Annotated in this window: 17 protein-coding genes; 2 read left to right on the forward strand and 15 right to left on the reverse strand. The window is 62.1% G+C overall.

The window, feature by feature from the left end; genetic code table 11:
• Nucleotides 1-110: 110 nt before the first annotated feature.
• Complete coding sequence (locus tag M1L53_RS26540) at nt 111-1,277, forward strand: DUF6615 family protein (protein ID WP_003944605.1); 1,167 nt, start codon at nt 111-113, stop codon at nt 1,275-1,277.
• Here the strand turns inward: M1L53_RS26540 and M1L53_RS26545 are convergent.
• The 4 genes from M1L53_RS26545 to M1L53_RS26560 are packed head-to-tail and all read right to left on the reverse strand — an operon-like array spanning nt 1,262 to nt 3,922.
• The gene (locus M1L53_RS26545; RefSeq protein ID WP_011331661.1) at nt 1,262-1,987 is read right to left on the reverse strand and encodes a hypothetical protein; all 726 of its coding nucleotides are present in this window, start codon (nt 1,985-1,987) and stop codon (nt 1,262-1,264) included. The two genes, M1L53_RS26540 and M1L53_RS26545, sit on opposite strands and share 16 nt — an antisense overlap.
• A complete protein-coding gene (locus tag M1L53_RS26550) occupies nt 1,984-2,862 on the reverse strand; it encodes an RAMP superfamily CRISPR-associated protein (RefSeq protein ID WP_011331662.1) in 879 nt (292 codons plus the stop codon). The genes M1L53_RS26545 and M1L53_RS26550 overlap by 4 nt, the downstream gene beginning before the upstream one ends.
• Nucleotides 2,862-3,275, reverse strand: coding sequence for a hypothetical protein (locus tag M1L53_RS26555; RefSeq protein ID WP_003941562.1), 414 nt, complete (start codon nt 3,273-3,275; stop codon nt 2,862-2,864). The genes M1L53_RS26550 and M1L53_RS26555 overlap by 1 nt, the downstream gene beginning before the upstream one ends.
• The gene (locus M1L53_RS26560; RefSeq protein ID WP_257207812.1) at nt 3,272-3,922 is read right to left on the reverse strand and encodes a hypothetical protein; all 651 of its coding nucleotides are present in this window, start codon (nt 3,920-3,922) and stop codon (nt 3,272-3,274) included. The genes M1L53_RS26555 and M1L53_RS26560 overlap by 4 nt, the downstream gene beginning before the upstream one ends.
• A gap of 171 nt (nt 3,923-4,093) precedes the next feature.
• On the opposite strand from M1L53_RS26560, the gene M1L53_RS26565 reads away from it, so the two are divergent.
• A complete protein-coding gene (locus M1L53_RS26565; protein ID WP_003941564.1) occupies nt 4,094-4,948 on the forward strand; it encodes a phosphoadenosine phosphosulfate reductase family protein in 855 nt (284 codons plus the stop codon).
• Nucleotides 4,949-5,054: 106 nt separating this feature from the next.
• Here the strand turns inward: M1L53_RS26565 and M1L53_RS26570 are convergent, their stop codons facing one another.
• The 11 genes from M1L53_RS26570 to M1L53_RS26620 all read right to left on the reverse strand — a co-directional run.
• On the reverse strand, nt 5,055-5,222 hold the full coding sequence (locus tag M1L53_RS26570) for a hypothetical protein (RefSeq protein ID WP_003941561.1): 168 nt from the start codon (nt 5,220-5,222) through the stop codon (nt 5,055-5,057).
• 363 nt (nt 5,223-5,585) lie between these two features.
• Nucleotides 5,586-5,957, reverse strand: coding sequence for a hypothetical protein (locus M1L53_RS26575; RefSeq protein ID WP_229757323.1), 372 nt, complete (start codon nt 5,955-5,957; stop codon nt 5,586-5,588).
• 304 nt (nt 5,958-6,261) lie between these two features.
• Nucleotides 6,262-7,209: a C40 family peptidase gene (locus tag M1L53_RS26580; RefSeq protein ID WP_011331664.1), complete on the reverse strand. Its 948-nt coding sequence runs from the start codon at nt 7,207-7,209 to the stop codon at nt 6,262-6,264.
• A 187-nt stretch (nt 7,210-7,396) separates the two neighbouring features.
• Entirely contained in the window at nt 7,397-7,771 is a 375-nt protein-coding gene (locus M1L53_RS26585) for a hypothetical protein (protein ID WP_011331666.1), read from the reverse strand.
• A gap of 193 nt (nt 7,772-7,964) precedes the next feature.
• On the reverse strand, nt 7,965-8,360 hold the full coding sequence (locus tag M1L53_RS26590; RefSeq protein WP_011331667.1) for a hypothetical protein: 396 nt from the start codon (nt 8,358-8,360) through the stop codon (nt 7,965-7,967).
• A gap of 91 nt (nt 8,361-8,451) precedes the next feature.
• Nucleotides 8,452-9,375: a hypothetical protein gene (locus M1L53_RS26595; RefSeq protein WP_003941825.1), complete on the reverse strand. Its 924-nt coding sequence runs from the start codon at nt 9,373-9,375 to the stop codon at nt 8,452-8,454.
• Entirely contained in the window at nt 9,372-9,755 is a 384-nt protein-coding gene (locus tag M1L53_RS26600; RefSeq protein WP_003941821.1) for a hypothetical protein, read from the reverse strand. Before M1L53_RS26600 ends, M1L53_RS26595 begins: the two co-directional genes overlap by 4 nt.
• 21 nt (nt 9,756-9,776) lie before the next feature.
• Nucleotides 9,777-10,094 carry a hypothetical protein gene (locus tag M1L53_RS26605; protein ID WP_148209137.1) on the reverse strand — a complete coding sequence of 106 codons (318 nt, stop codon included), beginning with the start codon at nt 10,092-10,094 and terminating at the stop codon, nt 9,777-9,779.
• Nucleotides 10,095-10,210: 116 nt separating this feature from the next.
• Nucleotides 10,211-10,522 (reverse strand): hypothetical protein, encoded by a 312-nt coding sequence (locus M1L53_RS26610; protein ID WP_003941809.1) that lies wholly within the window; start codon nt 10,520-10,522, stop codon nt 10,211-10,213.
• Nucleotides 10,523-10,642: 120 nt separating this feature from the next.
• Complete coding sequence (locus M1L53_RS26615) at nt 10,643-10,786, reverse strand: hypothetical protein (RefSeq protein ID WP_003941815.1); 144 nt, start codon at nt 10,784-10,786, stop codon at nt 10,643-10,645.
• 218 nt (nt 10,787-11,004) lie between these two features.
• Nucleotides 11,005-11,489 (reverse strand): HNH endonuclease family protein (locus M1L53_RS26620; RefSeq protein WP_261949284.1); only part of this gene is annotated, 485 nt, incomplete at its 5' end.

The following is an 11,489-nucleotide window of genomic DNA, read 5'->3' on the forward strand; positions in this document are numbered from 1 at the left end:
TCGCGCCCGGACATGCGATCCTCTGACGCCGGCAACCCTTGTCCGGCGGCCCACAACCGACCGATGGGATACACGTGCCGACTCCAACTTCTTCCGCGCCTGGCCCAGTCATGACACGGCTCGCAACAGCGTTGTTCAGGAATGCACAAAGCGCCGGCCGAAACTTCAGGGATGGAGAACGTCACAACATCCGCCAGGGTGAAGAAGGAACTACCGAGCGGATCTTGTTGAACCTCGCGAAGACCATTCCCGAACTCCACGTCGGAGCCTTCAGCCACAGAGAGGAATCCCGCTACGGGGCGGACTGGGAATGGTGGATTTCGGACGGATCGAATAAATGGTTTCAGCTCGTCATCCAAGCCAAGAAGCTTCAAACGCCGAAGGCGCATCCGGCCGGGAAGTACAAGATCAAGCACAAAATTCGATCCTCCGGCATGCAGCAGATCGACCTACTCGACCTCTACGCCCGCAAGAGCGGAGCGCAGAGTCTTTATGCGCTCTACAACCCTGCGGCTCGCGGCGTCCGGTACAGCGATCACAGATGCTGCCTCGGTCCCTCCGGTGACCGAATCACTGCTGTCAGCGCAGATGTATTTCTCAAGCGGTTCCCACGTACCAAGGGGCTAATCGATGATGTCCCCCTAGCCGCGATCCGTGAGTACGCGCTCCCCTGGTCGTGCCTGGCAAACGACCGTGTCGCCACACACGACGTGCCACCGCCACCAGGGCCTTCCCCGCTGACCTTCATGCAATTTGCTCAGTGGACAGTTATGCAAGATGCCAACAGAGACTCGCTTGGCACGTTCGATTCGACCAGCGCGGCATATTCATTGCTCGTCAACTCCGTGACAATGAAAGCCCTTGCACAAAGCCAGGACTGGTTCACGCGGAACTATCGCCACTACCTCGACGACTGGATGGGCGTAGAGAGACCTGGGCAGCCCGAAGAATGGAAGGACGCGCAGAAGATTGCCATATCTCGGCACGAATCTTCCGACGAGCTTTTCGCGCAACAGCGAATCAGGATTTTCGACCGCGCTGAACTCCCTGCCTACGTCTCCGCTGTCCTCAGCAACGAACCGATCCCCGAGGACGTCCGGCACCCCTTCTCCGAGATCGATGCCGCCCCCAAGCAGATCCTCACGCTCATCGCACCACCCAGGGTCCAGCCGGTCGAGCCCCCCGGTGAGCCGCAAAATTTGACGAATACGACCTGTTACCCGTTTCGAGTAACAAGCCACCAGTCCCCCTTCCAATACCGCTACCTCGGCAGGTGAAGTTCGCGCATTCGCGTCGGGTGCATGTACGGCGGACGAACACCAGCCAACCCGAACCCCGAGGTGACCGGCGCATCTCGCGAGGCCACACATGATGCCGGTGTCGTGCGTCCCAGCGTCCCGTCAGCGTGCTCGTGCGAGAACTCCCACAGATCCTCACCTGCACGGTTCTCGAACTCCCACCGCAAAACGCGACCCTCACCGTGCGCGCGTTTCTTCCCAATCACATCGAGACCGGACACTATCGCCGCGACGGCCGTCAGGTCACCCACACCGCGCCAGGTGACAGTTCGGGAATTGGTGATCATCAACGGCATGTACCTCGCCCGGTAGCGGCCTTGCCGGTCCGAGATCACTGCCGGCACGCTCGACGCGAGTTCCTCGAGCCCTCGGTGATCAGTTCTGCTCGCCCAGTGCCGCACCACCGGATCTCCGGCCGGGTCTTCGGGGAACGAACACGTCGCGCACCAATGCCAGTCCGCGCCCGCCAGAGTGCAGCGCGCGAGAGGCAATTCGAGATCCGGCGGGGTCTTCTCCGGCGAGAGCGCCGGCACGTATTCGCCGCGGTCGAGGGCGCCTGCTTTGTGGTCGGCCCACAGCTCCGCGGCGAGGATGCCGTCCAAGGCGATCCCCCAGGGGCTTGCATGTGCCAACCCTGTCGAGAGATGGGCCCTGACCAGGAAGGGAGCGAAGGCGGTGTCTGCGTTCATGTCAGCCACCCCAATGCCTCGATCACGTCTTCTCGAAGCGGTTCCAGTTCCGCTCGCCAGTCCGCGACCTGCGGGCCGGGGCCGGTCAACACGGTCAGCTCCGACTCGGCGCGGACTCTGCCGTGCCCGATCGCGCTGCGCCCACCCAGGAAGCCGTCTCGCGAAAATCGTTCCCACACGTCACTGAAGAAGGCGATGTCGCGGTCGGTTGCCCGGTCCAGCCTCAGGAATGTTTCGAAATGTGTTCCTGCGGGCAGCGTCTCGACCTCGAAGCGCATCAACATCGACGTCTGGTGCGCCGAAGTTCCCGAACCGGGCACGGTGTCGGCATCGAAGGGCGCAGGGAAAGACTTGGTTCCGGCGTCGTCGAAGCGGCTGTAACTTTCCAGGGACATGAGCTCGAACTGCGACATGAGCACTCCCGGGTAGGGCCTGCTCATGATCGATTCTGTTTCCTTCACTCGGGGAACGACTTTGCCGACTTTGAGACATCCGTCGATCGGCGGCGCACCGCCTCCGTTTCCTCCGAACAGACTGATCGGCGGGACCAACTCGCGCAGGCGCTGACGCCGGCGGCCGGTCAGTGAGTCGCCGGCGACTTTGCTCAGGTTGCCGCCGTTGCGCAGTGCGTGCGCCGCGGAGAGAGGTATCTGTCTTTCGTAGCCGATCACATCGCGGAACAACTCCTCGGCGGTGCGTCGCAATGCTCCCCGCAGCGAGTTCCCCGACACGACCGGTACCAGCACTTTCCTCCCGTCGGGCTGCAGGATCGGTTCGCGGCGAAACAGTGTCGTCGTCGTTTCCGACTCCTCGCCTTTCTGCGAGATCGACGACAGGGCAGTCAGTTCGACATCCCATCTCACGGTCGAACGCATCAGCTGACCTTCCTCGCGGCGCGGGCAGCGGCAACTGATTCGGCCACGATGCGGGTGCGCAGGACATAGGCCGTGGGACGCTCCCGCAGCAGTGTCAGGACCGGCTCCGATTCGGCGCGCAGAAGAGCGGCCAACTCCAGCCGTTCGTCGGTTGTTCGCGGCTCGGATTCGAGCGAACGTGAGACAACCGACCACCAACGATCGAGGTCGGCTCCTCCGACATAAGTGGCAACGCGGACTCGGTTCGGCAAATGCTGCGTCCAGTACGTCGCCCGGCGCCGGCCCACCCACGAATCCCAGTCCACGCCGTAGTGCAACAGCAACAGCAGCCGCTCGGCCACGTTCTCCACACCGTGCAGCTGCGGGAGGCCTGCGGGAGCGGCAGCGAGCCAGCGGTCGGTCGGCGTCGTCATGCGTGCGCCTTGCTGCGAGGCGGTTTGGTGGCCAACAGCGCCAACGTCCACCATCGGTCGACGTGGCGGTACGCGGACAAGTGATCCCAGTCCTCGAAGATCGCCGGCCACCGACGCGCCGGTACTGTGCGAAGCACTGCATACGGGGCTGCGCTCTCGCCGAGCATGCGTTCGCCGAAGCCGTGAGAGCGCAGTCGGCGCATCGCGGCAGCTGCTGCGACATCCCGATCCGACCACGGCAAGCAGGTGTCTTCGACAGCAACGCCGCCCCACCGGGCGTGCGGCAGGATGTGTTTGCGGGCCGGGCGACGCAACGGCACCACCAGCGCGATCTCCGACGTCAACGGTGCCGACAAGGTCCGGGCCAGGCGCGGCTGCGTCAGTTCGGTCATCGCCGGCGCGGTGGTGATCAGATGCATTCGGGTTCGCAGCTCCGGCGTCTGATACGCCCACCGGCACGGTGCGCAGAGACCTTTCTCGGTCGGAGCCTTCCACGAGTCGAATGCGGTGAAGGTTCGCGAGATCGCCGACCGCGCGGGCTCGATCGGTGTGTCGGCCTTCGCGCAGCGCGCACACCGCCCCCTCTGCAGTGAGTCCTTCTCAGATGAACGATTCGTCGATGCGAACGCCGCCTCTACGACCTCCACGCACGAGGTCACCTCCTGTAGTTTTTCTTTCATCACGCTCGTCCTCCTGTGCAGGTGCCCCGAGTCGGATCGGCTTCGAGGCCTTACATACACAGGAAGATCCGCCCCAAGGGCCGCGTGTGACAACAACGCCAGAAATACTCATCGAGCACCCAGGGAAGCGGCAGAGATATGAGTGGCACCCCTCGCGCGGACGGGCTCGATCTGACCACACTGCGCGCACTGCGGCGCCCACGTCCCAACCTGGCCGCGATCAAAGAGCGCATCGAGGAACACCTCGACAATCACGACGGATATCTCGCCTTCTCCGGCGGCAAAGATTCACTCGTCGCCCTGCACCTGACCACAGCGGTCGAGCCGAACATTCCTGTCGTCTTCTTCGATTCAGGGCTCGAATACCCACAGACCTACGAGTACATCGCCGACCTCGCCGACGCATGGAACCTCAATCTCGAAGTGCACCGAGCCGACCCACCCCTGCTGACCGTCCTCGCGGACTCCGGCGAATGGGATCACCACCTGCCCACACGAGCGACGACGCGAGCGCTCCGCGACATTCTCATCGGAGCACCCTCACGCGCGGCACATCAGACTCACGGATCGGGCGAGATCTGGGGTGTACGTGCCGACGAATCAGCGAAAGGGACCGGACGCTGGTCGATGTACTACAACGCTCTCCGCGTCCGAGTTACCGAAGAATGCGTCGACTGCTGCACCACAGCAGCGCAGCAGCGACTCACACATGGCGGCGCCCTCGACCGAGCCGATGGCACACACGTTTTCGGGCCGGTCTGGGACTGGAGTAGCGAGGACATCTGGTCGCACATCGCCGCGCACGACCTTCCCGTCAACCCCGTCTACGACAAGCTCCGCCGCCTCGGCACGCCCGAGCAGCATCTACGGGTCTCACACATCCTTGACGGAGCGTTCCTCGAGCGCGGCCGCATCACCAGACTCAGACGCGGATGGCCGGCGCTTTTCGAAGAGCTAGCACGAGTCCTCCCTCGGATCCGTGAATTCGTCTGACCTCGAACCACATACGATCGAAGACAGGCCTGTCTTCAGCAGTATTGGGCTGCGCCCAAACAGTTTTCACCTGTCGAGAGGGAAGCTCCACGAATCCCTCAGCGATTTAGTTGTAATGGACCTCGACACCGGAGGCCGCCAGCGTCGCATAAACCAGGGCGTGCGTCGCAAAAACATTCGCTCGATCCACGTCCTTTTCGATCGCGTTGTCCGATAGTTCGGAGTAGTGCAAAGCTCGGATAGCCCACGTCGTCGAATCCTTGACTGTAGCCATGAGATTGCGCTCCTAAAATTGGTGGGTTCGTGTTGACCCGCTAAACCTTTCACACATGTGCAGCCGTCCGCGACCCCAGTTTGCAACTAGGCGTTGCCCTCTCACTACGGAGACAAAAACAGCAGCAGGTCGCCACCTCGACCAATCTCGTGGGGAATCTTCCCTCACAAGATCAGGACCGCCGATTGTGCTGCGGTCTAGGTCGGTGTGGCGACCTGCTGCTCGTCGCACATTCGAGATTAGCCGAGGGCTACGACACACCGATCAGAAAGGGTGCGACGGCGGGCTGCTTTCTCACGCTTTTGCGGCGCAGCGACGAGTCCCGATGTAGACGGACCCGGGGGTACACGTGGTGTGCGTTTTTTAGGCCGAGCTGTCGTGCGCGGGATTCTGTTCGGACGTTTGGGGTGCATTCGCGGCGGCCGTGTTTTCTGCCGGCGCCGACGAGGATCGCTTACTCGACGCTGCGGCCTTCTTCTTTTTCGGTGCGCTGTATCCCATAGCGGCGAGTTCCTTGACGGTCCACCCGCCCGCGAGCGCGCGTTCATGGGCGAGGCGGATCGTGTCCTCTGCCTCAACCCGTGCCGCGTCGATGGCAGCAAGCTCAGCTTCCGCCTCGCCGATGGCACCGACGAGAGCGACTCTCGTTGCAATCGCCTCCTGCGCCAACGATTCTGCGGCCTTGCGTGCTGTCTCCAGCGCCTTCTTGTGGCTTGACGGCGTTGTCGCGGTCATGGCAGTGGTATCTCCTTCACTCGAGGTTGTGCTCGCATCAATCTCAGCGGTGCTCTGTTGAGGTTCTCCGCTGTCGTTACGCAAATCGTAGTGGCCTGCGGCTGTGCTGTCGGGTGCGCCGTCCGTCACTGTCATCCCCTCCCACTGTGAGTGAGCGCAGACGCCGCTGCAGGCCCCCACTGAATCAATAGCGTCGTCAGCGCCGCCGGGATCAGGGCGGCGGCCCCGACACCACTGAGCGTCGAAACACTGCGACCTGGCCGCTCGGCCCGGCAGTTACTCACAGTGGAAGATAGGTCCGTCATCAGAGGAACCTGGCCGGGATCATGTCCGAACGGACTGCGCTGATCTGCACCAATTGACCGGTCTGAGGTGCCTCGATCATCTTGCCCTCGCCGAGATAGATCGCGACATGATTGGCGCCGTCAGCCTGCCAATTCCCGAACAGCAGGTCACCCGGCTGTGCCTGGCTCATCGGAATCTGGTGTCCGGCGCGGAACTGCTCCTGCGACGTCCGAGGCAGCACCTTGGTTCCGCCGCTTCCGATGAAGTACGCGAAGCGGCTCAGTCCGGAGCAGTCGTAACCGGCGATCGGGCCGCCCGTTCCATCACCCATCGACGGACCGGTCAACAAACCGCCGCCCCACTGGTAGGGAAGCCCGAGTGCCCGCATCGCAGCTTCGATGACAGCGCGAGCGAACTCAACATTGCGAGGAAGGTTGGGATCGAACTTCAGATCCGGCACCGCCGACGGTGCGAACAGGCCTGTGAGCGAGGGTATCCCGGCAGCGTTAGATGGTTGTGCGCTGAACACGGAGGGCAGAAGCGCAGGCCCTCCGGCAGGTGTCGTGTCATTTGCCGATGCGTCTTCGACAGCGGATCCGTTCGGCGCCGAGCCGGCCGGCGGAACCGAGTCCGGTCCGGGAGCAGGAAGGGCGACGTCGGGGATCAGAGCCTGTGCCTGCGGCGGGAGGATCTCTTGTATCTGCGCCGCAGCGTCTTTCAGTTCCGGGGGTAGCGCACTTTCCGCCTCGGACTGCCACGCAGGAGGAATCTGCTCCTGCAGCTGCGTCAGGGCAGTTGTTGCCTGGTCCAGGTACGGCTGCGGATCTGGAATGAACTGGGAGGCAGCCGGTGCCTGTTCCTCGACTACCGAGGTGATGGTGTCGGTGATGACTGGCTCTACGCCAGCTCCCTGCGCTGCCGATGCGCCGGCTACTGCGACGCCGACGATGAGTGATGCGATGTCCATGATGTCTTCCTTTACCGGATGTTGGTGCGGCCGAGGGGAACAACTGTCTCGATGACCGCGGGGACTTTCAGTGCGATCCGGACAGTAGAGACGGACCTGGACAGCTCAGGTGCCTGCAAGCAATCGACGAACATAAGACCAAGGTCAACGACCTTCCCTGGCGAGCGCTCCGACGGCTCTTTTTCTTTCACCCGAGTAACTCGTACCCGAGCCGGAGGTCCTCGTCGGAGACAACGATGAGGTCATCGTCGTGTGTGCGCACCAGCCATTGCCCACACGAGAGCGGTATCCAGTGCCCCTCGGAATAGACGGCAGCGAATGCACCGACGTCGACGAATCGCGCGTAAGTGAGAGAGCCGAGTTGCTCCCACACATCAGGGTCATCGGCGAGAGACACCAACCGGTATGCACCAATCGCCTTGTCGGGAGTCGAGAGATCCTTCCACGCGAATTCCGTGAGTTCGTCGAGCGTGGTGTTACCGGGAATCGCATGAATCGAGTGAGACACAGGAGCCTTCACCCCATCAACGGCACCTAGTGGCCGAATTTCAGTGATGCTCATGGAGTCCCTCCCTCGGATTCTCGAGGCCACGTCTGCGCCCTCACTGCAGCGCAATTCGAGCAGTAGTTCTCGTCGACGGAATGTGTCCACCCTGGCTCGATCGCGGATCTCACGACACTGCACGATGACAAGTAGTTCGCCGGAACTTCTCGAGTAGTTCCACACGCATCACAGTTCACGGTGATCGACATCGTCAATTGTCAACTCCCGGATTCACCAGATCTCCGCCAGTTGCCCCCACTGTCATGGTCTCTGGCTCCGGAGCAATGATGGTGACAGGAACTGCGCCGCGGATCCGCTCCTCAAATCTCAGGCAGAGCCGCGCGTACACCACCAACCCTGTTTCCGAGTTCGTCATAGTGCCACTGATCCACCGTTCGTCGATCCCGTCGATGATCTGTCTCAACGTCGGCCGACGTTCCCATTCTGCTTCGCGGGCGTACCGGTTGATCGCCGCGGCAATACGTTTAGGTTCGACGCCATGTCCGTAGATGCACACCGGTATCGCTGGATGAAAGTCGGGTGGAACGAGGAACCACTCTCTGAAAAGCCCGCGCAGCCTGCCCAGTGGGGTAATGGTGATTCGCACTCCGTAGTAGTGCTCACTGAAATTCTCGGGGCCGACTGGACTGAGGACATGCGTGCCCAGTTTCGCCTGACTCGTAGCGTGTCTTCCATGCTTAGCGATTTTCTCGACCACTTTCCCTCACTTCCGTTCTCTCACTTGCCTCGAAGCGGCCGGCGCAGTCTTCGAGGTCTGCAATCGTCTGCCACGCGTGCTCCCAATCCCCACCTTCGTGAGGGTCCAGTACTTCCACGGCGTTTCGTAGGGCTAGTGCAGCGACACTGAACGCTGACACTGCGGTACGGGCAACCGGCGAGTTGACGAGATCCCTGTACGGGATGTTCTGTCGCAGACGGCACCGGCGGCACAGGCGTCCGGCGATATCCGAGTCCAGCCCATCGTGGTACCAGTCCGGCGTGACGCACCGGCAGTGCGTCTTCACTTCTTCTGTAACGGCTGGCAGGGAGTTCGGGCAGGGTTTGTTGGTTCCGCCGCCGCCGGCCGGGTAGCGCTCGTGAATCGTGTTGTGAGACCCATTCAGTCCGAAGCAGATCGGGCACCGTGTTACCGCCTTCGCATTCGTCTCCTCTTCCGCAGGTTCGGCAGGGGCGGAACCATCTGAACCGCCGACATTGTCGGCGGTTGCCGTACCGATATCGGGACGCGCCTTGGCGGGTTCGGTTGCCAGGAACCGGGCGAGCAGACTGTGGGCGGCTTCTCGGCTGGCGATGTTGCCGTACTGAAGCGCGCAATTCGACACCTGTCGTATCTCTTCCGCCTCTTCAGTGGTGATGCGCCGGTGACCGTTGAGCTGTAGCCAGTAGAAGACAGCTTTCCCTGCTGCCAGGAAGAACTCGTCGGGCTCTGAGCCGTAGGGGACACCTTCACTGGCTTCGATCGCGACTCTTCCGATGTCGATCGCGAGTTCGTCTGCGGCTGTGAGGTTATCGGCGTCGAAACCTGTTGCCGGTTCCGCTGCCGGGGTGAGGGATCCGTTGCCGTGCTGGTGCGCGGTGGCGTCGGATGGGGTGGCAGTCATCTGTGGTGTCCCCTTTCGATGTGGGCCTTGTTCGTTCGCCTCACGTCAGCGGCAGCTGTCACCTTGTGGGTGTGTGGATGCAGCGACGTCGAGGAGTTCGACACGGCCGTGGTTGTGGTGCTGTGAAGGATCGCGAGCGTGGCACGGATATCGCGGGCTGCGGCGGCGAGGTGGGTGGTGATGTCCTGATTGTCGGCTTCGGCGGCGAGGAACAGTTCCAGCGCTTCTGGGTACGTTCTCGGGCCGGTGTAGAGCCCTCGGAGTTCTTCGCGTGCATCAGCTATCCCGGCGAGGGCATCGTCGAGGGCCGCGAGCATTGCTCGGAGTCGCCGTTCGGCCGGGTCGGGGAAAACTTGTGCGGCGCGGTATGTCTGAGTCATGAGCGGGATTCTCCTGTCGTGTCATGTCGCGTTTCGAGGACCGTTCGTACGTGTCAGGGGGCGGAATCGGTCCCGGGGGGTATGCCGATCGGTGGGCGGGAGGACCGCGACGATGTGGCTCTCTACCGACCGCCGGCGGCTCACTTGGATGTCTCCGGCGATCAGCTCGCGCATCCGATCTGCGATGTCGCTGTCGTCTTCGTAACCGCTGCAGAAGATTCTGTCGTCCGGGCCGCGTACGCCGCGCTCGGTGTCGAGGATCGTGTAGTACGGGACCCTGCGGAGGTTGAAGGGGCTGGTAAGGATCGCGAACCTGCCATCGCCGGATGTTGCTCGCACCCTCCACCATCGCCGGGACTCCGCGAATTGCACGCGGTGCCCCATTTCGAGCGCGGTTGCAGCGACCGAGAGTGATGAGCAGGGTGCGATTCGGTCGCCAACACTCGATTCATTGCTCACGACTGCGCCTCAGAGGACGTAGTGGGTAGGACATCAGGTGGAAGGGCGGCGAGTGCGGCGTGGATCTGTGCGGCGCGTTGGAGGGTGCCGCGGATGCCTTCGGGGTACGCAAATCCACGGGCGTCAAACGGGTCGGGTTGCAACGCAAGGATGGACACGCGCTCGGCGAGCGCGGCGTGCTCACTGCAGGTAAGGGATTTGAAGCGGCCCGGCGCCGGAATATCCCGCAGGGCGGATTCGAGGTGCAGCCAGGTTTCTTGGTTCGAATCCGCGGCGCCCTGTGTGTCTGTGCTGTCGATGCTCGTCATGGCTGAATTCCTTTTTTCCGAGAGGTTGGGATCGTTTCGTGACGGAGATTTCGAGATTGAAGCCGAACAACATCGAGAGTCCGTAAAAGTCGAATGCAGGACACCCGTTGCGCCTTGGGTTCAGGCGATAGGACCGGTGGTGAAGGTCAGGATCTCGGACAAACGGCCGGAGAACACGAGGTAGATGATGATTCCCAGTGCTACCGCACTGACCAGAACCGGGATGAAGGAGCCGAGTCGGATCTCCCCGGTCGACGGCTCCACTGATGCCGTTGCCGACGGCCACGCCGACTGTGATCAACGCGAAGAAGCCGAGAAAGTAGAGCCAGGCGCCGGTCACCACGCCTCCCGTGAGTGCGGCGCCTGCGGCGAAACCTATCGTCGCGATTGCCCGACTGAGGCGGGTTCGTCGTCTGCTTTCAAGGATTTCGTTCGACAAGCGGATGTGATCATCACCATCGGTAGAACTCATCTACTTCTCCTCATTTCTGTGCGCAGGCGGTGCGCGCCGCGCCGGCATCGGCGGAAGTGATCATCAGGTGATATTTCGCGGCCACGGTGAGATATTTGATGGCGTAGTCACAGTGGAATGCAGCGTTGGGGGGAAGCCAGGTGTCGAGGCCTTGATCTGACTTCGATTGGTTTGCTTTGCCTTGGGAGGCAAGCAAGTTGACGTCCGTGTCGTTGGCGAAGTTCACCCTTTGCTGCGGAGTCCAATTCGCTGCCCCCGCATCCCAGGCTCTCGAAAGTGCCACGACATGGTCGATCTGAATAGCCGAAGGATTGGACGTGGAGAACGCGATATCGGTTCCGGTGTACGGGTCGTGAAGCGTGCCGGCGATGACTTTGCAGTCGCGCGTTCCGGGTTTGAATGCGACATCTACAAGTTGAAGTTTCAGGACGTCATTGCGTGTTATCTCTAGCGCCGCATCAGGATGAAGGCACGGTAGGCACGGCGTGTCGGTCG

The sequence above is a fragment of the Rhodococcus sp. T9N genome (genome assembly GCF_024436645.1).
Classification (GTDB): domain Bacteria; phylum Actinomycetota; class Actinomycetes; order Mycobacteriales; family Mycobacteriaceae; genus Rhodococcus_F; species Rhodococcus_F qingshengii.